The sequence below is a fragment of the Acinetobacter sp. NIPH 542 genome (genome assembly GCF_000369825.1).
Taxonomy (GTDB): domain Bacteria; phylum Pseudomonadota; class Gammaproteobacteria; order Pseudomonadales; family Moraxellaceae; genus Acinetobacter; species Acinetobacter oleivorans.
The window spans coordinates 1790460-1815544 of the sequence record NZ_KB850206.1 but is presented as its reverse complement, the minus strand read 5'-3'; the positions used below and the strand labels follow the sequence as shown (position 1 = coordinate 1815544).

Sequence of the window (25085 nt, the reverse complement as noted above, 5' to 3'; positions counted from 1 at the left end):
AATTTACTAGCTCTCAAAAGAGAACTAGTAAATTTGAAAAAGATATCAATAAAGATTAATCGCCTAAAGAAAAAGACTCATGAATAGCACAACTTTCAACAAAAGTTTGATCATGTGAAATGAGCAATACAGCGCCTTCATAGCTTTGAATAGCAGTAGCTAATAGTTCTCTAGATTCAATATCTAAATGATTTTCTGGTTCATCTAATAACAAGAGTTCAGGGGTAGGATGTATCTGGCTAAGCGCTAATAAGGCTACTTTGAGTTTTTCACCACCACTGAGCTGAGATAAAAGTTGTGTACCTTTATCACCTCGAATTCGAAGTTGACCTAATAGATTTCGCCATTCTAGTTCTGAAAGCTCACTATTCATGTGGCTTAGATTTTCAATCACCGTCATTTCATCACATAAAAAGCTAAAGTTTTGGTCCAGATAAAAGCACTCTACAGATAAGTGAATGCTGTCACATGGCTGTTTGTTTTGAGCTTGAATTGCTTTGAATAGTGTCGATTTACCAATACCATTTTGACCCGTTATGTGAATTTTTTCGGCTGCCTGTACAGCTAAATCTATGGGTTTTTGCGTTCCATATTTCAGTTTAAGTTTTTTAATGCGAAGGATTTCTCCAGATTTCTTATGAAAAGTAGGGAAGACAAACTGTTGTGGCTTGACGGTTTCAAGACGCTTTTTTTTGTCTGTTAAATCATTTTGACTGTTCGAAATTTGTCGTTGGTGCTGAGACTGTATGGCAGCAATACTTTGGCCTGCTTGTTCCTTCTTAAAATCGAGCAAAATTTTGGCTTGAGAATTTGATTCGCGTAATTTATTTCCAGCACGTTCACGTTTGTGAGCTTTCATTAATACTTCATGCTGCTTTTGCTTCATGTGTTTAACGTCGCGTTGGCCTTGTTGAACAGATTGCTCTAAAGCTGCAACATGAGTTTGGTACTGGTCATAAAATTTTTCATAGTTTCCAGTTGTGTGATGTAAACCATGTTCATTCAAATGATAAATATGATCTACTTCATTCAGCAAACTACGATCATGACTAATAATAAGCGCACCTGCTGGGTGTTTCCTCAAATGATCAATTAACCATTTTCTAGATTCCTGATCTAGATGATTACTAGGTTCATCAAGCAGCAAGTAATGATCTGATTTTAGAAATAAACAGCTTAATGCCAATTTAGTTTTTTGACCTTCGCTTAGATTTTTCACTGGAAAGTCTAAATCTGTTGGTAAACCCGCAGACTCCAATAAATTATTCCATAAGATGGGGAGGTCCCATTTACCTTCTAACAAATCATAATCATCGAAGTTGGCTACACCTTGCTCAACTCTTTTAAAAGCGTGATAAACATCTAAGATATCTAATGCTTCGGCAATGGTCTGTGCTGCTAAACGATGCAACTGAGCTAAATATGCATGCTTTACATGCCAAGATATTTGCCCAGACGTCAGAATTGAATCTGATTTAAGTGTCTGATTTAACATTTGCATAAGCAAAGATTTACCTTGACCATTACGGCCAATTAAAGCAGATACTTGATGCGATTCAAGGCTAAAATTTAGTTGTTGAAACATGTCCTTAGATGGAAATTCTAAAGAGAGTTGTGATATTACACATGCCTGCTGAGTCATAAAAAACCTCATAAATACAGGATGTACAAAATAGGAAAAGTAGTTTTAAGCAGAGACGTTAAATCACAAAAAAATAGTCTATTTTGCACATCAAAAAAAAGAAAAATTGATGAGAAAAAAGACTTACTTCATTGGCGTGACTCACGAAATTGGAAGAATAAGAAACTATTCTAGCTGGGTTTTTGATTAGTGTAAAATTTATGCAATCTATTTTATTAAAAAACCCAATCGTTGGATTGGGTTTTTTGCATCTAAAAAGTTTATTCTTTTACAACCAATACCTGAATTTTGGTACTGTTTAAAACATCTTGAGCAAAGCTACCCAAAATAAGTTTTTGGAAGCCTTTGCGACCATGAGAGCCAATCACAATCAAATCGGAACCCAAGTCTTCTACAGCTTTCAAAATACCGTCTGAAGAGATTTCACCTTGGATGATTTGAGTTTCGGCATCAATACCTTCTTCAGCACATAAAGCTTTTACTGTTGCGAGTGTTTTTTCTGCATTTGCTCGTGCTTCAACAAAATAATCTTTTACAACAGGTGAGATGTAATAAAAATCTACACCGCTAAAAGGATCTACCGCAACTAAGCTAATAGCGGTCAATTTGCTCCCAAAAGCTTTTGCAATATGAGCTGCTTGTCTTGCTGCCGCTAACGAAATTTCCGAACCATCGACTGGTACAATAATATGTTGGTAATTCATAATGTTATTCCTCTTATTTACAGTTGTTATATGTATGAAGCATTTATTAATTAAAGATTAACATATTTCATTCACGGTAAACATCTATTCGGCCATAGGAAAGAAAAATTAAATAAATTTATTTTAAATCATGGTTTTGTGTTTATTTTTCTATTGGTTGAGATGGCGTTTAGGTGGCATTGCTAAATAATCGATAATTTTTACATGAAAATTACAAAAAATTACTGTTCATATTTCTGTCATATAGAAAACGTATAACAAAATAGTGAATTAAGGGGAGAGTGAGGAAGATGGCTGATTTAACAGCAAAGAAAGTTAATAAACTTATTGAAGAGTTCCGTCAAACAGGTAAAGAACCCGAAAAGTTAGTTATTGGCTATAAAACTTATGCCAGACTGATGACCGAAGATAAATTTGCAGAAAAAGTTGTCCCTTCACTTGAAGATTCAAAAGAACGCTTATATAAAAATCTAAAAATTAAACTCGTCACTGAGAAACATTACTTTGAAATTAAATAAAAAATTATGTGAACTACATCACTTGTTATTAAAACAAAGTAACACTAAATATGTTTAATAACATGATTATTGTATGATGATACAAATTAATAGTGTAGCCAACATTTGAAAACAGCAATCGTTTATAAACTCGATAGAATAAATTGCTTTTATTTTAAGTAGTGGAATAAATTGAAATGCCGACATTCAGTGTAATTATATTTTATGTTTTAGCTATATTAGGCAGTGTAGCTATTGTTTATGGAGTAATCAGTTTAAGTGTTTTTTTAATTGTTATTGGATTAGCTCTATTATTTGCAGCATTATTATTAAAGAAAGAGTTTAAATTAGATATTTTATTTTGGAAATAAATATAATGTGAGTTTGTATTTTAATTTCCTGTAAAATTGTCCAATAGAACTGAAATGAAAAAATTCAGTTCTAAAAATATTAGTTTTTTGATGAATATTTATGCAATAACGTTTTTTTTGATCGGAATTATTACAATAAAATATAAAAGTAGAATATTTTAAATTTATTTAAGTATTTAAAAATAAAAAAGTTTCATTTAGGATGAAAGTAAAATTGTAAAAGCGTTTTTAGCGATTAAACAATAACAAAGCGAGGTGAGCATGACTTATAAGTATGAGTATGCAGGGTTCTGGTTAAGATTTGGTGCAATGATCATTGATACTCTTATTCTTTTTTTGGCTGTTATTCCTGCAGCATGGATTTTTTATCAAGGGGATTACGACTTAGTCTTTGCCACAGGTTTAAGTACTAAGCCACAAAATTATTGGTTCGATTTGATTGTGAACTATGCATTTCCTTTATTGTATTCAGTTTTATGTTGGCTGTATTTTGCAGGAACGCCGGGTAAACGATTGATGCGATTAAAAGTTTTAGATGAAAAAACAGGTAATAAGTTAACAGTCACGCAGAGTATCATTCGATATGTTGGCTATATTCCGTCAATTTTAGTGTTTGGTATTGGTCTTTTTTGGGTCGCATTTGATGCTAAAAAACAAGGCTGGCATGACAAAATGGCGAAGTCAGTTGTAGTGAGAGAGCTATGAAAATAAAAAAATTACAAAAAAAATCTTGAGCATTGCAAAGTAATACATATACTTGCCGCGAGTTTATTTAATGGAGATCCTAAATGGGTAGTTGTTCGAGGTTAGAGTTTAATTATCAATTAAACCAAAGCCAATACTGAGCAAGATAACCTTTAGGAGGAGCTATCTTGCAATGAGATAGCTTTGTTAAAAATTAGATTAAACCTATACAAAATACTTTATTTTTAATTAAGTACTTCAAGCACTTATCTGTTTAGTTTCTCACTAGAAATGGGGAGAAGCCAATGTTCTTATATGCTTCCACACACTGCTATAACTACCAGATCTCAATTTTGGTAAACAATTCGTCTCATACTATTCAAAGCATTAGAGCCATGTTCAAGCTTGTGACATTCCGTCAGCGTTGGTTTGGCTTTGGATTGATTTTCTCGTCTTCATCGTAAGTCTACGAACCCCTATTCCTCTCTAAATTTAAAATTTTACAAGACTTTATTTTTCAATAAGGTCGAGAGCTTTGTACGCCTAAAAAATGGAGGATTTCGTGATGAAATTCTGGCAACGACTCTTCACAGCATTTTTACAAAGATTTCATTTGATGCGTTTTTTTGGTCGTAATCGATCTTTTAAAGAATTACATCAATCTAGCTATGCCCAAGAAATTAGCAAAAATTTATCTATGCGCCTACTTAATGCCTCTAGAGCTGAAACGAATGATTTACTAAAACAATTCGACACTCAGTTCACAGGGCTTACTGAAGAACAAGCGTACATACAGCAAAGAGCGGTTGGTTTAAATGAAATTACCCATGAAAAACCATTAACTTGGTGGCAGCATATTTGGTATTGCTATCGTAATCCATTTAATATTTTGCTTAGTCTTTTGGCACTAATTGCTTTTTTCACCGATGATTTAACTGGTTCAACCATTATTAGTGTCATGGTAATTCTTTCAACACTACTTCGTTATTGGCAAGAAGCAAAATCAAATCAAGCTGCGGATGCTTTAAAGGCAATGGTGAGTAATACAGCCACGGTACTGCGCCACCAAGTGAGTGCTGATGATTTAGAGCTAATGCAGCAGCGCTATGGTATTGACATTCAAAATCAGTCCAATCACCAATTTGAAATGCCAATTCAATATTTGGTTCCAGGTGATGTGATTTTATTATCTGCGGGCGACATGATTCCTGCCGATTGCAGAATTTTAAATGCTAAAGACTTATTTGTTTCTCAAGCTGCAATGACTGGTGAATCAATGCCCGTAGAGAAATTTTCTTTGCAGAAAAACCTCGGAGAAACTAGCGCTCTAGAGCTAGATAACATTGTATTTATGGGGACCAATATTGTTTCTGGTTCGGCTCAAGCAGTCGTTTTAAATACAGGAATCCAAACATATTTTGGTGCATTGGCTCATCGAGTTACTGCTAATGATCGGAGTACTACAGCATTTCAAATGGGTGTCAACAAAGTAAGTTGGTTACTCATTCGTTTTATGCTGGTGATGGCACCTGTTGTACTTTTCATTAATGGATTCACCAAAGGTGACTGGACAGAGGCATTTCTATTTGCACTATCAGTTGCTGTAGGCCTAACTCCAGAAATGCTACCGATGATTGTCACTTCAACATTAGCAAAAGGTGCGGTTTTCTTATCTAAAAAGAAAGTGATTGTTAAACGTCTAGATGCCATCCAAAACTTTGGAGCAATGGATGTTCTATGTACGGATAAAACTGGAACACTGACTCAAGATAAAATCTTTTTATCTCAACATATTGATGTTCATGGTGAGAAATCAGACTTTGTACTTATGCAGGCATTTTTAAACAGTCACTATCAAACTGGTTTAAAAAATTTGCTTGATGTGGCTGTTTTAGAAGCTGTTGATGATCAGATCAAAACTCAAAAGTTACGTTACAAGAAGTTAGATGAAGTTCCTTTTGATTTCGATCGCCGCCGTATGTCGGTTGTTGTACAAACGCCTCAAGAAAAAGTTCGTATGATTACCAAAGGCGCGGTTGAGGAAATGTTAAAAGTTTGTCGTTATGTTGAGGTGAATGGCAAAGTAGAGCCTTTAACAGAACAACGTGAAGTGGCAATTGAAGCATTAACTCAACGTTATAATCGTGATGGTCTAAGAGTCGTTGCTGTAGCGTATCGTGAGTTTGATTTTGATAATAATCAGGAAAATTATTCGGTTGTTGATGAAAGTGATTTGATTTTAATTGGCTATGTTACTTTTCTTGATCCACCTAAAGAATCTGCTAGAGAAGCGGTAGAGAGTTTGCATGCTCATGGTGTAACCGTAAAAGTGCTTACGGGTGATAATGAGTTTGTAACTCAAAAAGTGTGCCGAGAAATTGGTCTGAATTATGCTCAAGTTCTATTGGGTGGCGTAATTGAAACCTTAACTGATGAACAGCTCAAAAGAGCCGTAGAGCAATACCACATTTTTGTGAAGTTAAGTCCGGTACACAAAGAACGTATTGTTGAGCAGTTAAAAGCAAATGGTCATGTGGTTGGCTTCTTAGGAGATGGTATTAATGATGCCGCTGCTATACGTGCTGCTGATATCGGTATTTCTGTAGACACTGCAGTGGATATTGCTAAAGAGTCGGCTGATTTAATCTTGCTTGAAAAAAGTTTGATGGTGCTTGAAAAAGGTGTAATTGAAGGGCGTAGAACTTTTGCCAATATGCTTAAATATATCAAAATGACGGCTAGCTCAAATTTTGGTAATGTTTTTTCGGTATTAATTGCGAGTGCTTTTATTCCATTTTTACCAATGCTGCCTATTCATTTGCTGATTCAGAACTTGCTTTATGATGTTTCACAAATTGCAATTCCTTTTGACAACGTTGATGACGAGTTAATTGCAAAACCACAGCGTTGGCAGCCTGAAGAAGTTGGCCATTTTATGGTAGTTTTTGGACCAATTAGCTCAATTTTTGACATTATTACTTTTTGTCTCATGTGGTTTGTCTTTTCAGCAAATACCCCTGAACATCAGACTTTGTTCCAGTCAGGTTGGTTTGTTGTTGGGTTACTCACACAGACATTAATTGTTCATATGATCCGTACTTCTAAGGTTCCATTTATTCAGAGTCGTGCTGCAACTCCATTGTTAGTAATGACTGCCGTAATTATGTGTATTGGTATTTTCCTACCAATGGGGCCTTTAGCAAGTTATTTAAAACTACAAGCCTTACCATTAAGTTATTTCTTATATTTGCCTTTAATTTTAATTGCTTATATGGGTATCACTCAATGGGTAAAAAAAATCTATATCCGCCGTTATGGCTGGCAATAAAATAATAGGTGCAAGATGAAGTTGCAATTTCTACAACATGCAGATTTATCTAATATTGTTGATACTTTAATTAGTCTCTCAGTTGCTTTTGTTTTAGGAGCATTAATTGGGTTTGAACGTCAGTATAGACAACGTACGGCTGGCCTTCGAACAAATGTTCTAGTCGCTGTAGGTGCAGCAATTTTTGTAGACATTGCAATTAATCTTACAGGAGCAGATGGAGCTGTTCGAGTAATTGCTTATGTGGTTTCGGGTATCGGTTTTTTGGGTGCAGGTGTCATTATGCGCCAAGAAGGCAACATCCATGGTTTAAATACCGCAGCGACTTTATGGTGTTCTGCGGCAGTGGGCGCTGCCGCGGGTTCCGATTTAATTATTGAAGCGATACTGGCAACAGCCTTTATTTTATCTGCCAATACGTTATTAAGACCGATTGTACATATAATTGACCGCCGTCCATTAGATGATGACTCAGAAGTTTTGCATGTGATTTATATTATTTGTGATCGTATTCAGAGCAAAGTGGTCATGGATGAATTGAACCTAACGTTGAAGCATCATAATTATCCTGCCAAAGATATTGATGTCACACCTTTTGGGGAGAAAGAAGTCGAAATAGAGGTAACCTTGATTGCGACTTCAATTGAAGCAGAAGAAGCGCAACATATCATTAATCACTTAAACGCTATGCCACAAATACGACAAGCTTTTTGGGATAAAAATACAATTAATTAACATTATTAGACTTTGCTCTTAACTGTTTAGGAAATTCTCTAAATGCTTAAAAGCAAAGTCTTTATTCTAAGTCTATTTTTTTACCTTCAATTTAAGTACGATAAATACAATAAGACCGACAATAAGTCCCCAAAAGGCTGAGCCAATACCAAAAAATTGAATGCCTGAAGCACTGCATAAGAAGGTAAATAATGCAGCTTCACGGTCTTCAACAGGGCCAAAGGCAAGCGCAATGTTATGGCTTATGGTACCAAGTAATGCGATGCCAGCTAAAGCTACAATAAAAATATGAGGAAAAGACATGAGCAAGCTTGTCAGTGTTGCTGCAAATAGTCCCATCAATACATAGAAAAAACCAGAGCTTATGCCAGCAATATAGCGTTTACTTGGGTCAGGATGAACCTGATCGTCAAGGCATACAGCTGCACTAATCGCAGCAATATTAACGCTATAGCAACCAAAAGGTGCAAGCAAAACTTGGGTTAAACCAGTCCAGCCAATCAGTTGGTTAACATGTGGTTTATAGCCATAACTTTTAATCATGGCAATACCGGGTAAATACTGCGAAGCCATACTAATCACAAAAAGAGGTAAGGCTAAGCCCAAAAGAGCCGACCAGCTAAAGACAGGATTAATCCAAACAGGTTTAGCCAAAGACCAGTGAAGCGTAGGTATATGAAAGTCTAAAAACACAGGGCAGAGCACAACACCAGCAAGAGCTGTGAACACGATGCTATAACGCGGCCATAATCTTTTTGTAATGATATAAATGACGAGTAAAGATAAAACGAATACCCAATCATTTTGCAAACTTGCGAAAAGTGAAATACCAAATTTAAGTAAAACGCCTGCAAGCATGGCACTGGTCAAGCTTTGCGGAATATAGGAAAGCGCTTTTTGAAAAATTCCAGAAAAACCTAAAATCGCTGTCAGTACACCAACCACTAAAAAAGCACCAATTGCTTCATTTATGCTATATCCACCACCAGTTGCAATAATTAAAGCGAGACCAGCGGTTGACCATGCAGTTGCTACAGGGTATTTAAATTTCCACGAAAGAATAAGTCCTGATAAACCAAGACCCAAACCTAAAGCCCAAAACCATGAGGTGATTTGTTCAGGTGAAGCACCTAAAGCTTGGGCAGCCTGAATCACTAAAATAGCCGAAACACTAATACCAATAAGAAAGGTAATGAAACCCGCGAATACGGCTGGAATAGAAAAATCTTGAAGAATCTTTTGCATAGCTAAATGTTCTAAATCCCTGAAAAATTAATATGTTTCTGCCTTTGTTTTCAGCTCGCTAAATCTAACAATTTTTTTAAAGAAGGTGCTTTCTATTTTTAGTCTAAAATGGAAATAATATTTTTAAAATATTGAATAATGATATTATTCCTTCCACAAATAACACTAAATTTGGAATATTGTTTTATGGAAGAGCAAGCTGAAAATTTATCACCACTCGAATTGAAAATTATGCGTGCATTACAAGAAAATGGACGCTTAAGTAATGCCGAATTGGCTAAGCTCGTAGGCATAAGTACGTCATCTTGTTGGAATCATACTCAGCGTCTTTTTAAGATTGGGGCAATTTTAGATGTACGCGCTAGGATCAATCCAAGCATGGTGCAGCGTGATACGGTGGTACTCGTTGGTGTGGTTTTAGACCGCTCAACCCCAGACAGCTTTCAGGCATTTGAACAAGCATCAGGTGATTTGGAAAATGTTTTAGAGTGCTATCTGGTGGCGGGAGAAGTCGATTATTTTCTAAAAATTCGTGTTAAAGATTTAGCTGCGTTTAACCGATTCCATAGTGAAAAGATTATTGCTTTACCTGGAGTAAGACAAGTCAGAACATTTTTTGTGCTCAATGAAGTTAAAACAGATGGCATGCTGGCATTTTAACAGCTCATCATGTTTTAACTTTATAGTGCAAAAATGGATAGGTAAAGATGATTAGATTGTTGAGGTTGCTAGTTTTAGACCGAATCCGAAGAATAAAATTCCGACTAAAAAAATACTACTCGCTGCAATTTTATGGTTTTGTTTAAAAAATGCTGAAAGTTTAATTCCAGAGAAGATTAATGCCGTTAAATAGCTAAAACTAATCATCTGCAAAATAACCGCTAAAATTAAAAAGCTTAGAGCGGGGTAGGCATAGTCGGGTTCAACAAATTGAACAAAGAAAGATAGGAAAAATAAAATCGCTTTAGGGTTGAGTAAACTAATACTGAGTGCTGTTTTATAAGGATGAACTTTATCTAAAGCAGGTAAATCAGCCATTTCTGGTTGTGGTTGATTACGTTGTTTCCAGCGTTGAATACTGCCTTGTAAGAGTTTAAAGCCTAAATAAGATAGGTAAAGTGCACCTGTTAATTTAAGAATAACAAATACCCATGGAAATGCTTTAAGTAGAGAGGCTGCTCCTAGTACGGTACACAGCATTAAAATGAGATCGCCAGTAAAAATACCTAATGCGCCCATATATCCAGTTTTAATGCCGTAACGTGAAGCAATTGACATCACATATAGAGAGTTGGGCCCTGGCAATAACACAATTAGGAATGTACCAATAATATATGTTGTTATATCTGTTATGCCGAACACGAGAAACCCAATAAAAAACCGATTTTTGCCATGATAACAAAAATCGGTGATTTTGTATGAAAAGTGCAGTTTTTTAAGGTTTAATTTCCGCATCAATTCCGAAAGATTGACGTAATAAAAAACTTAATTGGTCACGGGCTTTAATAAAGCCATCAACACCACCTTGTAAAAGTTGGAATGCCATTAAGTCATGATTAAGTTCATCTTTAAAACTTTGTTCATTTTGAGCTGGTCTAACAATAGCCTCTGCTTGCTTTGATTTAGTCGCATCAAGAGCTGCATCAACTGTACGTGTATCTTGCTCAAGCTGAGTAAGTAGACCAGGAGAGATCGTTAGCAAATCACATCCTGCAAGTCCAAGCACTTGATCAATGCTACGGAAGCTCGCACCCATCACTTGAGTTGGAATATTTTGCTGTTTGTAGTAAGTGTAGATTTTCTTAACTGAAACCACACCCGGGTCTTTTTCGATTGGGTAAGCGTCTACACCTTCGGCTTTTTTGTACCAGTCTAAAATACGGCCTACAAACGGAGAAATTAAAGTAACTTTTGCATCTGCACATGCCTGAGCTTGATGTAAACCGAAAAGGAGAGTGAGGTTACAAGCAATTCCTTCAGCTTCGAGTACTTTAGCAGCTTGAATACCTTCCCAAGTTGACGCAATTTTAATCAGAATACGTGACTGATCAATACCATAACCTTTGTAAAGTTCACATAATTCATGGGCTTTTTGAATGGTGGCTTCAATGTTGTATGAAAGGGCAGCATCAACTTCTGTAGAAACTCGGCCTTCAATGAGTTTTAAAATTTCTACGCCAAATTTTACAGTCAAAATATCAATGGTTCTTTCGATTAACTCATCGTTGCTATAGCCTTCTTCTTTGGCTTGATAATAAGCATCTTCAATCAGCTCTTTACTTTCAGGTTGTTCTGCTGCTGCCGTAATCAATGAAGGGTTTGTCGTCGCGTCTAATGGACGAAATTTACGAATTGCATCAAGGTCACTACTATCGGCAACAACGGTCGTTAATGTTTTTAATTGGTCAAGTGCTGTATGAGTCATTGATATTCAACATCTTCAGTAATAAATCTTATGTTTTCTTTTATAGCACAAAGTCTATTCATGCTGTCGATATATCAATTGTTATATTTCAAAGAAAAACGTTTAGGTTCTGCATCTCAATTGAAATAATTTTAAGGAACCTGTTGCATTCGTTGCTTACGGATATATTCAATTAGAAATCTGGCAGCCGCACCGAGTTCACTTTCACGGCTCCACACTAAGTCGACGTAATATTCAAATCTTGGGGTGAAATCTAATAAATCCAATACTTTAAGCTTGTTTTTTAGTTCGGGGTTTTCTTTAAACATTTCTTGAGGAAGAACACCCCAACCTAGATTGCGTAAAATCATTAAACAAGCAGAGTGGTGGTTGTCTGTACGCCAATAATGTTTCGAAAATAGCAATTCAGGTTTTAAAGTCTCATCTCGGCTTGCAACTACAATTTGTCGTGTAGTAAGGATTTGTTCATAAGAAACCTGATTTTGACTTGCGAGGGGATGGCTATTTGAAATAACCGGAATTAGAGCCTCACGTTTAAGTTCTACAAATTGTTCTCTGTTATCTAGGTGTTCGCGTTCAAACATCAGTGCAAGTTGGGCAGAGCCATCTAATAACATTTGAAGTGCATCTTCTTGAGGAGCAGACACAATATTAATTTGTAAGTCTGGAAAACGACTCTCTAAAAGACAAATATAGTCGGTCCAATTGGTGTGTAAAAGTTCAGAGACAATCACAAGAGTTAAATTGGCTTCTAACCCTGTACTTAACGCGTGAGCATGTTGTTTCCATTGATTCATCTCAATTAAAAGCTGAGATGTCTTTTCGTATAACACCCGTGCTTGGTCAGTAGGGACGGGTTCACGACCTTTACGGTCAAATAAAGTTAAGTCCAGATCAATTTCTAAGTTGGCAATAGACATGCTTACAGCCGAAGGAACTTTTCCAAGTTTACGTGCTGCTGCTGAAAAAGAGCCGGTTTCAATCACGGCCTGAAACATGAGTAGTTGTTCTTGATTAATATTCATCTGTCAAAAAAACTGAAAGAACCTGATTGGATTAATCAATATTATAAAAATAAAATGCACATTATCCAAGTTATTATTGAGTATTTAAAAATGTTGATTTCCAAGAGAAGGCTCATTCATGCAATCAGTTATGAAGGAATTTTATTGGTCATCATTGCGATTGCATTAAGCTTTATTTTTGATATGCCAATGGATGTAACCGGTACACTCGGTGTGTTTATGGCAGTTGTTTCTGTTTTCTGGAATATGATTTTTAACCACTATTTCGAAAAAGTAGAGCATAAATATAATTGGGAAAGAACGATCCCTGTACGGATTTTACATGCGATTGGTTTTGAAGGTGGCTTGTTGATTGCAACAGTACCGATGATTGCATATATGCTCCAGATGAGTGTCATTGATGCACTTATTTTAGATATTGGTTTAACTTTATGTATTTTGGTTTATACCTTTATTTTCCAGTGGTGTTATGACCATATCGAAGACAAATTTTTCCCTGATGCTAAAGCAGCATCACTTCATTAAAAATTAAGTTATTAAACTAAAAAAGCACCCATCAGGGTGCTTTTTTTTTAAAGGTGAATCGTAAAATTATTTCTCTACGATTGCTACAACGCCTTCACCACCTGCTGTACAGATCGAGATTAATGCACGACCTGAACCTTTTTGATTAATCAATTTAGCAGCAGTTGCCAAGATACGACCACCAGTTGCAGCAAATGGATGGCCTGCACCTAGAGATGAACCATTTACGTTCAGTTTAGAACGATCAATTGAACCTAAAGGTGCATCTAAACCAAGACGTTCTTTACAGAATTTTTCATCTTCCCAAGCTTTCAATGTAGATAACACTTGAGATGCAAATGCTTCATGAATTTCGTAGAAATCAAAATCTTGAAGTTTAAGGTTTGCACGCTTAAGCATACGAGGGACTGCATAAGCAGGAGCCATCAGTAAGCCTTCTTTAGGGCCATTTTTACCAATGAAGTCCACAGCCGCTGTTTCAGAGAAAGAAAGATAAGCTAAAACTTCATGACCGTTTTCTTTTGCCCATTCTTCAGAAGCAAGCAATACAACAGAAGCACCGTCAGTTAACGGAGTTGAGTTACCTGCTGTCATTGTTGCAGTTTCGCCTTTACCGAAAACTGGTTTTAATTTGGCAAGTTTTTCAACTGTACTGTCTGCACGTAAGTTGTTGTCACGGTTAAGACCTAAGAATGGAGTGATTAGGTCATCAAAGAAACCACGTTCATAAGCAGCAGCAAGTTTTTGATGGCTGCTTGCAGCTAACTCGTCTTGCGCTTCACGAGTAATACCCCATTCTAAAGCAGTAATTGCTTGGTGCTCACCCATTGAAAGGCCAGTACGTGGTTCACCATTGCTTGGCGCATCAAGTAGCTTTTTAAAATCAATTTTTGTTAATGCTTTAAGACGGTCTTTACCAGTCTTAGCAACATTGAGCTCAAGTAAAACTTTACGTAAGCCATCACCTACAGCAATCGGTGCGTCAGAAGTTGTATCTACACCACCTGCAATACCTACGTCGATTTGACCAAGTGCAATTTTGTTTGCAACAACAAAAGCTGCTTGTAAACCTGTACCACAAGCAATTTGAATGTCATAAGCAGGAGTTTCAGGAGCAAGATCTGTGCTCAATACAACTTCACGAGTCATGTTGAAGTCACGGCTATGTTTTAAAACAGCACCCGCAACGACTTCACCAATACGCTTACCTTGTAAGTTAAAGCGCTCAACCAAACCATTCAATGCTGCTGTCAGCATGTCAGAATTAGACGCTTTAAAATAAGCAGTATTTGAACGTGCAAATGGAATACGGTTGCCACCAATAATTGCAACGCGGCGAACAGTGTTTTGGCTCATGGTTTTATCCTGTTGAACAGAAGTTTTGGTTTTTGTTGCTTTTGGTGCTGCAGCTACATTATTAGAAGATGTAGATGGGGTTGCTGTAGCAGCGCTCTTATTACGAGGGCTACGTGCAGGTGCAGTCGTTGAACGAGTACGTGTCGTTTTTGGAGTATTAGTTGCTGCTTTAGGAGTTGTGCTGTTACGCTTAGCCGTGTTAGAAGCCGGCTTTGATGTATTTGACACTTTTTCCTCAGCAGAATTCTCGACTGCTGGATTTTCTTGAGTTGTCTTGCTCATAAGGCTTTTCCAAGCATATTAACGATATTCTTATAAGCTACATTAACACAATTCAAATAGACCTGTATTGACTAGAATGACATTGTAGATAGCATTCAGGTCAAGACATCCAAAGATGAACTCAAGTATGATTTGGAGTAACTCTAATGAACGACTGATTTCATATTGTTGCTATTCATCTCATAACATAATGAAGCCTGTCGTAGAAAATTCATTTCTTTGAGAGATAATAATCATGACTGATCAATACCAAGCATTTACACAATCTCCTATTGGTAAATTTGTTGTTAAAAATCTGGGTTTACCATCGCCAGTTGCATTAGAGCGTTTTGAAAGTGCTCAGCCAGTAGTGAATGGTGCAGTATTGGTTGGCGCAGCGCCGTCAAGTGTATTGTCTGGTGCGATTGCACAAGTACTTAGCAATATTCATGCTGACAGCTATGTAGGCAATAATGTTGCATTACAACAAGAAGCTGCAAAAGTTGGTTTAAATTTACGACCATTCAATGCAGGCGACAAAGAATCAAAATTCAAAGCAGTTGTATTTGATGCTTCTGGTATTCAAAACTCAGAACAGTTAAACGAACTTTATAAATTTTTTAACCCGATTGCACGTCAAGTTGCGACTTCTGGTCGAGTGATTGTGATTGGTACAACGCCTGAAACTGCAAAAACTGTAAAACAAGCGATTGCTCAGCGTGCACTTGAAGGCTTTATCAAATCTGTAGGTAAAGAATTTAAAAAGGGTATTACTGCTCAAGTTGTTTATGTTGACGAAGGTGCTGCTGCAAACCTTGAATCAACTTTACGTTTCTTGCTTTCTCCACGTTCAGCGTATGTATCTGGTCAAGTAATTCGTGTATCTAAAGCAGATGTAGTTGATGTTGATTGGGCAAAACCACTTGCTGGAAAAACTGCGTTAGTAACTGGTGCAAGCCGTGGTATTGGTGAAGCAATTGCACATGTGCTTGCACGTGATGGCGCTCATGTTATTTGTTTAGACGTACCACAACAACAAGCTGACCTTGACCGTGTAGCGGCTGACATTGGTGGTTCTACATTGGCAATTGACATTACTGCTGCTGATGCTGGTGAAAAAATTAAGGCTGCTGCGGCAAAACAAGGCGGTTTAGATATTATCGTTCATAATGCAGGTATTACTCGTGACAAAACTTTGGCAAACATGAAGCCAGAGCTTTGGGACTTAGTAATTAACATTAACTTGTCTGCTGCTGAACGTGTAAATGACTACTTGTTAGAAAACGATGGTCTAAATGCAAATGGCCGCATTGTTTGTGTATCATCAATTAGTGGTATTGCTGGTAACCTTGGTCAAACCAACTATGCTGCATCTAAAGCTGGTGTGATTGGTCTAGTGAAATTTACTGCACCTATCTTAAAAAATGGTATTACCATTAACGCAGTAGCACCTGGCTTCATCGAAACTCAAATGACTGCTGCGATTCCATTTGCAATTCGTGAAGCTGGTCGCCGTATGAACTCAATGCAACAAGGCGGTTTACCTGTTGATGTAGCAGAAACAATTGCATGGTTTGCATCAACTGCTTCTACAGGTGTAAACGGCAACGTTGTACGTGTGTGTGGTCAAAGCTTGTTGGGCGCTTAAGCACTTTTAGCTAAAAAGGGGTGCTTGTGCATCCCTTTTTTATTCAAGAATCTATAAATTATAAAAGGTTAGGTATGAATACTCGTCATTTTAGCCAGCTACCAAAAGCGGCATTAGCTTACCCAAAAGTGGTACAAGGTTTAATTTTTAAAAAGCCGAAAGGTCCAAAAATCTTACCGCAAGTTGAATATGTGGTAGATACTCTAGAAATTGATCAGAGTCATCTTAAAGCTTATAACGAAGTATGTGGCTTTCAAAATAATGGCTTTGTACCGGCAATTTATTTGGCTGTGCTTTCTCAAAGTTTGCAAATGCACATGATGACAGCAGAAGCCTTTCCATTTCCAATTTTAGGTTTAGTTCATATTCGTAACCAGATTAAACAAACCAGACCAATTGGTGTAACTGAAAAACTAACCTTGTCATGCAAATTTGGGGAATTAAAGCCGCATGATAAAGGTGTCCAGTTTGACTTTATTACCACGGCTAAAGTTGGCAATGAAGTGGTGATGGAAGGCTTAACGACTTATTTATCTCGTCAAAAAGTCGAGAAAAGAGTGGGTGAGAAAGCCAAAGAAGAACAAGCGCCAGCTTATGTTCCAAAGGCAGAGTGGGATATTTTAGAAAACACAGGCCGCCGTTATGCGAAAGTGTCTGGTGATTTTAACTTAATTCATATTCATGCCATTACTGCAAAAGCTTTTGGCTTTAAGCAAGCAATTGCACATGGTATGTGGAGTAAAGCTAAAGCACTAGCGAACCTCGAATTACCAAATGCTTATGAAGCAGATGTATGGTTTAAGCTACCAATGTTCTTACCATCAAAAGTTGAGTTTTTAACTGCCAATGCAGATAAAAAGACTGATTTCTTGATTCGTAATGCGAAATCACAAAAACCGCATGTTGCAGGAACTGTAAAAGCATTATAAAAATATCAGCAGCCTGAACAGATGTTTGGGCTGCTTTTAAGCAAAATAACAAAAAATGCAAGGAACTTCATGTGATTAAAGAGATTTTACTGGCCGATACCCATAACTATCACGGTATTTTAGATGAACGTTTTATTGATTTAGCCCACCAATTTAGCCGTCTTCAAGATGCTAGAACAGGACAAGGTGGAGCTGCATTAGCGGTTTATTTTAGAGGCCAGAAAGTTGTAGATATCTACACCGGTCTAAAATCACAAAATGAAGCTTGGCAACCTGAAACTTTGGCAGTTTGCTATTCTACAGGTAAAGGTGTACTTGCAACTTTAGCGCATATTTTAGTAAGTGAAGGTTTTTTAGAATACGACAAACCGATTGCGACTTATTGGCCTGAGTTTGCTCAAAATGGAAAAGAGCAAATGACTTTACGTCATGTCCTAAGCCATCAAAGTGGTATGTTTGATATTCGAAATATTCTTGAAAGTGCGAGGGAAATGCTCGACTGGTCTCATATGTTAAATGTGATTGCAGCGACTAAGCCTAGATTCCTTGCAGGAGAGGGTAATGCTTATCAAGCTTTAACATTTGGCTGGCTTGTCGGTGGAGTACTTGAAAAAGCAACTGGTCAATCTTTAGATCAGCTCATGCAAAAATATCTCGTTGAGCCTCTGCAGTTAGACGGCGCTTATTTTGGTACGCCTGCAAGTGAGCTAGACCGTGTAGCACGTTTAATTATTCAACCAAAACCTGAAAAACCAGCGGCTCCCCAAGTTGAAAAACCTAAAAAGCCTCAAGCACGCAAGAGTTCACTCTCTGAAAAAATGATTACATGGACTGGACAAGACCCGCAAGATTTTCAGGATGCTATGATTCCAAAAGGAATGAAGCATTTTAGTTTCTTTAGTGATGAAGGATTGCAAGCAGTCATTCCAGCGGCGAACGGCACGTTTACTGCAAATAGTCTTGCTAAAATTTATGCGATGCTGGCAAATCAAGGCGAATGGGAAGGGCAGCAACTCATTCGCCCAGAAGTATTTAAAGAACTCAGTACCATTCAAAGTTATGCACGTGATCGAGTCATGCCAATTCCAATGAATTGGCGTTTAGGATATCACCGCATTATTACTATGGGTAAACGCGCTAAAAATGGCTTTGGACATATTGGTTACAATGGTTCAGGGGCGTGGTGCGATCCTGAGCGCGACCTGAGTTTTGCCTATACTCATAACTTCCAGATTGGTTCAATCACGGGTGATTATCGTTTGTGGGGGCTTACTCAAGAAGCCTTACGTTGCACTGACCAAATTTTAAAAGGTCGTAAAGGCTGGTTCTAATTTTAGTGTTGCAAAGCTGGTATTTTAATTAATGCCAGCTTCTATATTTATAATAATTCTAGGCGAATAATCGCTTCAGTATGACGCTTAAAATCTTCTTCAGCTAAACCTTGTAAACCAAGTTGATAAATACCTTCTAATCCGCACACAAAGGCAATGAGCCGCCAAGCTATGTCTGTTGAATTAGATATATTTTTAAATTCACCTTCTTTTTTGCCAGATTCAATCGCTTGCACAATTGTTTGATGCCAATTCTGCATGGCAAGGTTATAAGCCTTTCGTATTTCAACATCTTGTTCAATCAAGAGTTCAGCTTCATTCCATAAGCGTAAATAGGGCTGAAGTCTATCTATATTTTCTGCGCCTAATAAGATGAATAGCCTTTGAAATTGGCTAGTCGTTTTTAGGGTTTGTTCAATTTCATCAAGCTGTTCCATCAGCTTTAAAAAAGCTTCAGCTTTTAAATGAGATGCCGAAGAAAAGTGGTGGTGAACTTGTCCGGTTGATGTTTGTGCTTCTGTTGCGATTCGGCGTACCGTCATAGCTGTAAAACCTTCAGCCAAAGCAACTTGCATGGCTGCTTGCAGAATCATTTCTCTGCGTTGATCGCGATTAAGATAGGCCATGTTTCTTTCACCTGACTGAATTCGACACAAATTACATTAAAACTAAAAGTTGGACAAGTGTCCAATTGTGTATATAATAACCATGATTTGAACACGTGTCCAAGTTTTGGATATTGAAGAGCGTTATGCAAAAAAAATGGTTAATCCTGACAATTATCGTCCTTATATATTTACCAGTTACGATTGATGCAACGGTGATGCATGTTGCAACACCATCTTTAAGTGCAGCATTGAATTTAACTGCCAATCAGCTTTTATGGGTCATTGATATTTATTCACTGATTATGGCGGGTTTGATTTTGCCGATGGGTGCACTTGGTGATCGTATTGGCTTTAAAAAATTATTATTTATTGGAACTGCAATTTTTGGAGTCGGTTCCTTAGCTGCGGCTTTTTCTCCAACAGCTTACGCCTTAATTGCTTCCCGTGCTGTTTTAGGTCTAGGGGCAGCAATGCTTATTCCTGCCACTTTATCAGGCATCCGTAATGCTTTTACCGAAGAAAAGCAGAGGAATTTTGCACTTGGTCTTTGGTCTACAGTGGGTGGTGGCGGAGCAGCTTTTGGTCCATTGGTTGGTGGATTTGTACTAGAACATTTCCATTGGGGAGCAGTATTCCTCATCAATATCCCGATTATTTTAGTCGTTCTAGTCATGATCGCGATGATCATTCCAAAACAACAAGTGAAAACTGATCAGCCAATTAATTTAGGGCAAGCTTTAATTTTGGTTGTAGCCATTTTAAGCCTCATCTATTCAATCAAATCGGCGATGTACAACTTCTCGGTACTTACAGTCGTGATGTTTGTAGTGGGTGTAAGTACATTAATACATTTCATTCGAAGCCAAAAAAGAACGACCACGCCAATGATTGATTTGGAGTTATTTAAACATCCAGTGATTTCTACCAGCATTGTTATGGCTGTTGTTTCCATGATTGCTTTGGTTGGTTTTGAATTACTCTTGTCTCAAGAGTTGCAGTTTGTACATGGGTTTTCACCATTACAGGCAGCCATGTTTATTATTCCATTCATGATCGCGATTAGTTTAGGTGGTCCATTAGCTGGAATCTGTTTAAATAAATGGGGACTAAGACTTGTATCTACTGTTGGTATTTTAATAAGTGGATTTAGTCTATGGGGGCTTGCCCAGCTTAACTTTTCGACCGATCACTTTTTAGCGTGGACGTGTATGGTCTTTTTAGGCTTTAGCATCGAAATTGCCTTATTGGCTTCAACTGCCGCCATTATGTCATCCGTCCCACCTCAAAAGGCAAGTGCAGCAGGGGCGATTGAAGGTATGGCCTACGAGCTTGGAGCTGGTTTAGGTGTCGCTATTTTCGGGTTAATGTTGTCTTGGTTTTATAGTCGCTCAATTATTTTGCCAGCAGAGCTTCCGTCGAACTTAATTGAAAAAGCGAGTATCTCGATTGGTGAAACCATGCAATTAGCTTCTAACCTTGAAAGCCCTTTGGGAGAGCAATTGATAGCAGTTGCTCAGCAAGCTTTTAGCTATGCGCATAGTTGGGTGCTTATAATCTCCGCCATTTGTTTCTTCCTTTTAACTGTATTTGTCTGGTTTAGCTTTCCAAAGAAAGTAAATTAAGAAATTCAAAATAGAGGATAAAAAGAGAGATGATCTTTCTTTTTATCCTTAAATATCTTTTTTAATATTTTCTTCATATCAAAAATTGGTTATTTAATTCTCATAAATAAATTATTCTTTAATAGGTTTCATGTTTTTATTTCAAAATGATTCAATATTCATGTAATTGAAATTTAATGAAAAATGAGTTGATCGAAAATTGACTGTAAAAAAATGGTTTGTTAATCTGCTATTCGAAAATCTAAAAACAAATAAAAGAGGCTGCTGTGAATTTTAAATTAAAAACATCACTCATTATTGGAGCAATTGTTGCGTCTTCACTTGTATATGCCGCAACTGTACTTTCACCAAATCAGAATAATAATAGTGGATCAATTCCATCTGGTTATTCAGATTTAGAATTTTCTTTAGCAAATGGGAATTGGGTCAAAAATCTCTCTTTACCGGTAAGCGCTAATAATTCGGACAAGATTACAGTTCGTTCTAGTGCCGCTTATAGTAGTTATTTAGATACTTCTAATACGAATATTCCTTTAGAAGTGTTGAAGATAAATAGTGGGGATGTTTATCAATTCATCTTTAATAGCAGTCAAAATAAATGGATCGCTCAGTTAGCAACAGTGAGTCCTACCAATGGTGCGACTTATGAAGTCGTTCCATTAACCACTGCATCCATGCAAAAAATACTTATTCAAAATGACAAATGGGCACAAACCATTGCATTACCGAGTGATGTACGTGATGGAACAACCGTACAAATTGTTTCTACGGCAAGTACAAGCTCGGAGATTGATAAAACAAATTTACTATTTCCAAGCAGTTTTACATTAAAAAATGGCTCTGAATATTGGTTTAAATATTATTCTGCTTTAGGAAAATGGGTGCCAGAATATATAAAACCTCAGAAGCTAAATGTTCAGCAAATTGGAACTTCTTTAGCTGCGGTAAGTAGCCCGCTAACGGAAGTTTCATTTGGAGATGGAAATTGGGTTTCTAATTTCACTCTACCTGCGAGTGCAAGTGATCGAGATAGAATTATTATCAAGTCTACAGCGACTTGGTCTGCAAAAATTAATAATACCAATGTTAATAGCCAAGCGACTTTAACGCTAAAAACAGGCGATCAATATGAGTTTATGTATGTCAGTGATAAAGGATATTGGCAGCTGATCTCTTCACCAACGAAGGTGATTGATTCATCGGCAACAATTCCTGCAATTTTACCGAATATGACTCAACCCGCTTTAAAGGTAAAATTTTCTACCACAAATTGGCAGCCAACCTTACAACTGCCAGTTAAAGCTCAAGTCGGGGATAAGGTGGTTATTGTGTCGAATGCATCGGCCGACACCTATATTAATGCTGCTAATGGCTTGTCTACTGCAATTAAAAATGGTGAAAACCGCCGTTTTATTTACACCGCTCAAGGTTGGACAGTAGATAGCTATACAATTGATATGTTGTTGGTTTCTAGCCCAGAAGTAAATTCAATTTTAGGAGACAGCGCTGCAAAATTGAGAATGATTGAAGGCGTAAATTTAACGAATTTAACTGCTGAAAATTCGAATGCACGTTTTTACTTAAGAGATGTGGGCTATTTAACTTATAAAATACCTGCTGCAACTTTAAAAGAAGCGATTTCTTTTGGACGTGATGACACGACCGTACAAAATGAGCGTAAACGTGTATTGGCTGATGGCGTCTATTATCAAGGCAATGAACCAGGCGATGGTGGTTGTGGCTGGGCATGGATTAATGCATCTTCATATAACATGATTGGTGCAAATGATATTGCAGGTTGTTCTTTTGCTGCGATGCGTCATGAGGTAGGACATAATCTTGGCCTATACCATAATGGTTCAACTAATATTGGTTCAGGCTTTGCCCATCCTTTAGGAAGTACTGCGATGGGTGGTAATAATATTAATTTTTACTCTAGCCCATACTTATACAACCCTAAATATGGTGTCCGTTTGGGTGAGGAAGGAAAAATTGATGCGGTGAGTGTTATTAACCTAAATGCACAGAAAATTTCTCTATATAACTAATCTCTATTCTTAGCTATAAATAATGAAAAAAAATAAATTGTTAATAGGAACTGCTATCGCTTGTTTAGCGCTAGCAGTTCTCATCTGGCTTGCATTTTCACAGCAAAGTTCTTCTGCTTTAACATCATCTACAGATAGCCTGAAAAGTGAAGTTAGCTTAAAGCAAGTTGAAAGTCAGAATGGTTTTTCTCGTCAAAATACAATGAATCTGAGTCCGTCAGAGAAAGAAAGATTATCTAAGCAACAAATTGTTTTTAATGAGATAGAAAAGGATCAGCTACCTTCTAATGTTAATTTTCCATTGATTAAAAATGGACAAGGCATGGTGATTAAGTATGATCCAAACGTGATTGAACTCAAAAAAGTAGGTGATACTGTTAAGTTTCAAATGTTGGAATATGGAATTAACCGCACAGGAAAAATTGTAGAGATTGAACCTGTTGACCAAGATATTGTTCGGTGGACAGGGAAATTTGATCAGGGAGATCCAAATCAGAATTTCTTTACCATCACCCAAAGTCAAAAAGACCACTATACGATCATGCAAATTTTTACCGAGAAAGGAAATTATTCGGCTGAAGTTAAAGATGGTGTAGGGCTAGTACAGACGATGGATGATGGAGTCACTGATCAGGAGTTACATCATGATCACCCTTAGTCAAATAAATGGTTCCGATGAGAAAAGAGTATAGTTCGCAGTTTATCTGTACGGATATGAGCTTTATGCGTTCACTCTCTTTTAAAAACAAAGTATGCTTATGCCTGTAACAAGGAGCATACATGTATCAAGTACTTGCTAGAAAATACCGTCCACGTAATTTCAATGAGTTAGTGGGGCAAAACCATGTTTCTCGTGCATTAAGCAGTGCATTGGAACGCGGTCGTCTACACCATGCTTATTTATTTACAGGAACGCGTGGTGTGGGGAAGACCACAATTGCACGTATTTTAGCCAAGTGTTTAAACTGTGAAACAGGTGTGACCTCTACACCATGTGAAGTCTGTGCAACTTGTAAAGCGGTAAACGAAGGCCGTTTTATTGATTTGATTGAAATTGATGCTGCTTCAAGAACAAAAGTAGAAGATACGCGTGAACTTTTAGACAACGTTCCTTATGCGCCAACGCAAGGTCGTTTTAAAGTTTACCTGATTGACGAAGTACATATGTTATCTACGCATTCCTTTAATGCGTTATTAAAAACATTAGAAGAACCACCAGAACACGTTAAATTTTTATTTGCAACGACTGATCCACAAAAGCTACCAATTACGGTCATTTCACGTTGTTTGCAATTTACATTGCGCCCTTTAGCTGTTGATGAAATTACAAAGCATCTTGGCGCAATTCTTGAAAAAGAACAGATTGTTTCTGACCAAGATGCAATTTGGCAAATTGCCGAGTCTGCTCAAGGTTCATTGCGTGATGCATTATCTTTAACCGATCAGGCAATTGCCTATGGTCAGGGTGCTGTACAGCATCAAGATGTTAAAGAAATGCTCGGTCTAATTGACCGCACCATTATTTATGATTTGATTCTAGCAATTCATCAGAACCAACGTGAAAAAGTTAGTCAGCTTTTATTACAATTTAGACATCAAGCGCTCGATGTTTCACTTGTACTTGATCAGTTGATTTCGACATTGCATGAATTGGCAATTTTGCAATATCTGCCTGATTTGAGTTTGAAATATAGCGATGAAATCAATCGTAAAATCATGCAACTGTCCAAGCTAATTTCTGCTCAAGATTTACAACTGTATTATCAAATTGCATGTAAAGGGCGATCTGACCTACAACTTGCCGTGACGCAAGAACAAGGTTTTGAAATGTGCATTTTACGCTTATTGGCATTCCGTCCTTTAGCGCCTAATGAAATTGTAGTGTCAGAGCCTGTTCAACAAAATCAGCAAGTTGTGGTGAATCAGCAAGTTCAGCAAATAGCTCAAGATATTGCTCCTGTAAGTGCTGTGCAGCCAGTTGAAGTTATTAGCCAACCCGCTATGGTTGAACCTGAACCTGAACCTGAACCTGAACCTGAACCTGAACCTGAACCTGAACCTGAACCTGAACCTGAACCTGAACCTGAACCTGAACCTGAAC

General features: G+C 37.3%; 22 protein-coding genes. 14 read left to right on the top strand and 8 right to left on the bottom strand.

The window, feature by feature from the left end; translation table 11 throughout:
- Positions 1 to 55: 55 nt before the first annotated feature.
- Both F886_RS13940 and F886_RS13935 read right to left on the bottom strand, forming a co-directional pair.
- Positions 56 to 1642, bottom strand: a complete 1587-nt coding sequence (locus tag F886_RS13940; protein WP_005306474.1) for an ATP-binding cassette domain-containing protein — start codon at positions 1640 to 1642, stop codon at positions 56 to 58.
- A gap of 260 nt (positions 1643 to 1902) precedes the next feature.
- Positions 1903 to 2346, bottom strand: a complete 444-nt coding sequence (locus F886_RS13935; protein WP_005306472.1) for a universal stress protein — start codon at positions 2344 to 2346, stop codon at positions 1903 to 1905.
- Between the two features lie 290 nt (positions 2347 to 2636).
- Here F886_RS13935 and F886_RS13930 point away from each other — a divergent pair, with 290 nt between their 5' ends.
- The 5 genes from F886_RS13930 to F886_RS13910 all read left to right on the top strand — a co-directional run bounded on the left by F886_RS13930 (position 2637) and on the right by F886_RS13910 (position 7961).
- Positions 2637 to 2864, top strand: a complete 228-nt coding sequence (locus tag F886_RS13930; protein ID WP_004791683.1) for a hypothetical protein — start codon at positions 2637 to 2639, stop codon at positions 2862 to 2864.
- Positions 2865 to 3040: 176 nt separating this feature from the next.
- Positions 3041 to 3214 carry a hypothetical protein gene (locus F886_RS19970; RefSeq protein WP_005306470.1) on the top strand — a complete coding sequence of 58 codons (174 nt, stop codon included), beginning with the start codon at positions 3041 to 3043 and terminating at the stop codon, positions 3212 to 3214.
- Positions 3215 to 3475: 261 nt separating this feature from the next.
- Complete coding sequence (locus F886_RS13920; protein WP_005306468.1) at positions 3476 to 3919, top strand: RDD family protein; 444 nt, start codon at positions 3476 to 3478, stop codon at positions 3917 to 3919.
- A 544-nt stretch (positions 3920 to 4463) separates the two neighbouring features.
- On the top strand, positions 4464 to 7226 hold the full coding sequence (gene mgtA / locus F886_RS13915) for a magnesium-translocating P-type ATPase (protein WP_005306466.1): 2763 nt from the start codon (positions 4464 to 4466) through the stop codon (positions 7224 to 7226).
- A 15-nt stretch (positions 7227 to 7241) separates the two neighbouring features.
- A complete protein-coding gene (locus tag F886_RS13910) occupies positions 7242 to 7961 on the top strand; it encodes an MgtC/SapB family protein (RefSeq protein WP_005306464.1) in 720 nt (239 codons plus the stop codon).
- 72 nt (positions 7962 to 8033) lie between these two features.
- Here the strand turns inward: F886_RS13910 and F886_RS13905 are convergent, their stop codons facing one another.
- Entirely contained in the window at positions 8034 to 9206 is a 1173-nt protein-coding gene (locus F886_RS13905; RefSeq protein WP_005306462.1) for a benzoate/H(+) symporter BenE family transporter, read from the bottom strand.
- A 186-nt stretch (positions 9207 to 9392) separates the two neighbouring features.
- On the opposite strand from F886_RS13905, the gene F886_RS13900 reads away from it, so the two are divergent.
- Positions 9393 to 9866 carry an Lrp/AsnC family transcriptional regulator gene (locus F886_RS13900; protein ID WP_004791690.1) on the top strand — a complete coding sequence of 158 codons (474 nt, stop codon included), beginning with the start codon at positions 9393 to 9395 and terminating at the stop codon, positions 9864 to 9866.
- A 51-nt stretch (positions 9867 to 9917) separates the two neighbouring features.
- Here F886_RS13900 and leuE read toward each other — a convergent pair whose 3' ends face one another.
- The 3 genes from leuE to F886_RS13885 form a co-directional block, all read right to left on the bottom strand.
- Positions 9918 to 10568, bottom strand: coding sequence for a leucine efflux protein LeuE (gene leuE, locus F886_RS13895; RefSeq protein ID WP_034591201.1), 651 nt, complete (start codon positions 10566 to 10568; stop codon positions 9918 to 9920).
- A 73-nt stretch (positions 10569 to 10641) separates the two neighbouring features.
- Entirely contained in the window at positions 10642 to 11631 is a 990-nt protein-coding gene (gene tal / locus F886_RS13890; RefSeq protein ID WP_005306458.1) for a transaldolase, read from the bottom strand.
- A 131-nt stretch (positions 11632 to 11762) separates the two neighbouring features.
- Positions 11763 to 12656 carry an HTH-type transcriptional regulator AceR gene (locus F886_RS13885; protein ID WP_005306456.1) on the bottom strand — a complete coding sequence of 298 codons (894 nt, stop codon included), beginning with the start codon at positions 12654 to 12656 and terminating at the stop codon, positions 11763 to 11765.
- A 90-nt stretch (positions 12657 to 12746) separates the two neighbouring features.
- Between F886_RS13885 and aceI the strand changes: the two genes are divergently transcribed.
- Positions 12747 to 13181 (top strand): chlorhexidine efflux PACE transporter AceI, encoded by a 435-nt coding sequence (gene aceI, locus F886_RS13880; protein ID WP_005073799.1) that lies wholly within the window; start codon positions 12747 to 12749, stop codon positions 13179 to 13181.
- A 66-nt stretch (positions 13182 to 13247) separates the two neighbouring features.
- On the opposite strand, the gene F886_RS13875 is transcribed toward aceI, so the two are convergent.
- Positions 13248 to 14819 (bottom strand): acetyl-CoA C-acetyltransferase, encoded by a 1572-nt coding sequence (locus tag F886_RS13875; protein ID WP_005306454.1) that lies wholly within the window; start codon positions 14817 to 14819, stop codon positions 13248 to 13250.
- A gap of 235 nt (positions 14820 to 15054) precedes the next feature.
- Here F886_RS13875 and F886_RS13870 point away from each other — a divergent pair, with 235 nt between their 5' ends.
- The 3 genes from F886_RS13870 (at position 15055) to F886_RS13860 (ending at position 18706) form a co-directional block, all read left to right on the top strand.
- Complete coding sequence (locus tag F886_RS13870; RefSeq protein ID WP_005306452.1) at positions 15055 to 16446, top strand: 3-oxoacyl-ACP reductase; 1392 nt, start codon at positions 15055 to 15057, stop codon at positions 16444 to 16446.
- Between the two features lie 74 nt (positions 16447 to 16520).
- Positions 16521 to 17375, top strand: coding sequence for a MaoC family dehydratase (locus tag F886_RS13865; protein WP_005306450.1), 855 nt, complete (start codon positions 16521 to 16523; stop codon positions 17373 to 17375).
- A gap of 71 nt (positions 17376 to 17446) precedes the next feature.
- Positions 17447 to 18706 carry a serine hydrolase domain-containing protein gene (locus F886_RS13860; protein WP_005306448.1) on the top strand — a complete coding sequence of 420 codons (1260 nt, stop codon included), beginning with the start codon at positions 17447 to 17449 and terminating at the stop codon, positions 18704 to 18706.
- Between the two features lie 47 nt (positions 18707 to 18753).
- Here F886_RS13860 and F886_RS13855 read toward each other — a convergent pair whose 3' ends face one another.
- A complete protein-coding gene (locus F886_RS13855; RefSeq protein ID WP_005306446.1) occupies positions 18754 to 19332 on the bottom strand; it encodes a TetR family transcriptional regulator in 579 nt (192 codons plus the stop codon).
- A gap of 125 nt (positions 19333 to 19457) precedes the next feature.
- Here F886_RS13855 and amvA point away from each other — a divergent pair, with 125 nt between their 5' ends.
- The 4 genes from amvA to dnaX all read left to right on the top strand — a co-directional run.
- Positions 19458 to 20936, top strand: a complete 1479-nt coding sequence (gene amvA, locus F886_RS13850; protein ID WP_005306444.1) for a multidrug efflux MFS transporter AmvA — start codon at positions 19458 to 19460, stop codon at positions 20934 to 20936.
- A 266-nt stretch (positions 20937 to 21202) separates the two neighbouring features.
- Positions 21203 to 22984, top strand: coding sequence for a metalloendopeptidase CpaA (gene cpaA, locus F886_RS13845; protein ID WP_005306442.1), 1782 nt, complete (start codon positions 21203 to 21205; stop codon positions 22982 to 22984).
- 22 nt (positions 22985 to 23006) lie between these two features.
- The gene (gene cpaB / locus F886_RS13840; RefSeq protein ID WP_005306440.1) at positions 23007 to 23642 is read left to right on the top strand and encodes a metalloprotease secretion chaperone CpaB; all 636 of its coding nucleotides are present in this window, start codon (positions 23007 to 23009) and stop codon (positions 23640 to 23642) included.
- Positions 23643 to 23764: 122 nt separating this feature from the next.
- Positions 23765 to 25085 (top strand): DNA polymerase III subunit gamma/tau (dnaX, locus tag F886_RS20575; protein WP_005306438.1); only part of this gene is annotated, 1321 nt, incomplete at its 3' end.

Excerpts from the sequence above, each read along its gene's own strand:
- tal (WP_005306458.1), bottom strand. The coding sequence starts at position 11,631 with ATGACTCATACAGCACTTGACCAATTAAAAACATTAACGACCGTTGTT.
- F886_RS13865 (WP_005306450.1), top strand. The coding sequence starts at position 16,521 with ATGAATACTCGTCATTTTAGCCAGCTACCAAAAGCGGCATTAGCTTAC.
- aceI (WP_005073799.1), top strand. The coding sequence starts at position 12,747 with ATGTTGATTTCCAAGAGAAGGCTCATTCATGCAATCAGTTATGAAGGA.
- F886_RS13920 (WP_005306468.1), top strand. The coding sequence starts at position 3,476 with ATGACTTATAAGTATGAGTATGCAGGGTTCTGGTTAAGATTTGGTGCA.
- F886_RS13910 (WP_005306464.1), top strand. The coding sequence starts at position 7,242 with ATGAAGTTGCAATTTCTACAACATGCAGATTTATCTAATATTGTTGAT.
- mgtA (WP_005306466.1), top strand. The coding sequence starts at position 4,464 with ATGAAATTCTGGCAACGACTCTTCACAGCATTTTTACAAAGATTTCAT.
- F886_RS19970 (WP_005306470.1), top strand. The coding sequence starts at position 3,041 with ATGCCGACATTCAGTGTAATTATATTTTATGTTTTAGCTATATTAGGC.
- F886_RS13930 (WP_004791683.1), top strand. The coding sequence starts at position 2,637 with ATGGCTGATTTAACAGCAAAGAAAGTTAATAAACTTATTGAAGAGTTC.
- F886_RS13935 (WP_005306472.1), bottom strand. The coding sequence starts at position 2,346 with ATGAATTACCAACATATTATTGTACCAGTCGATGGTTCGGAAATTTCG.
- F886_RS13900 (WP_004791690.1), top strand. The coding sequence starts at position 9,393 with ATGGAAGAGCAAGCTGAAAATTTATCACCACTCGAATTGAAAATTATG.
- F886_RS13905 (WP_005306462.1), bottom strand. The coding sequence starts at position 9,206 with ATGCAAAAGATTCTTCAAGATTTTTCTATTCCAGCCGTATTCGCGGGT.
- F886_RS13875 (WP_005306454.1), bottom strand. The coding sequence starts at position 14,819 with ATGAGCAAGACAACTCAAGAAAATCCAGCAGTCGAGAATTCTGCTGAG.
- amvA (WP_005306444.1), top strand. The coding sequence starts at position 19,458 with ATGCAAAAAAAATGGTTAATCCTGACAATTATCGTCCTTATATATTTA.
- F886_RS13855 (WP_005306446.1), bottom strand. The coding sequence starts at position 19,332 with ATGGCCTATCTTAATCGCGATCAACGCAGAGAAATGATTCTGCAAGCA.
- cpaB (WP_005306440.1), top strand. The coding sequence starts at position 23,007 with ATGAAAAAAAATAAATTGTTAATAGGAACTGCTATCGCTTGTTTAGCG.
- F886_RS13940 (WP_005306474.1), bottom strand. The coding sequence starts at position 1,642 with ATGACTCAGCAGGCATGTGTAATATCACAACTCTCTTTAGAATTTCCA.
- F886_RS13885 (WP_005306456.1), bottom strand. The coding sequence starts at position 12,656 with ATGAATATTAATCAAGAACAACTACTCATGTTTCAGGCCGTGATTGAA.
- F886_RS13870 (WP_005306452.1), top strand. The coding sequence starts at position 15,055 with ATGACTGATCAATACCAAGCATTTACACAATCTCCTATTGGTAAATTT.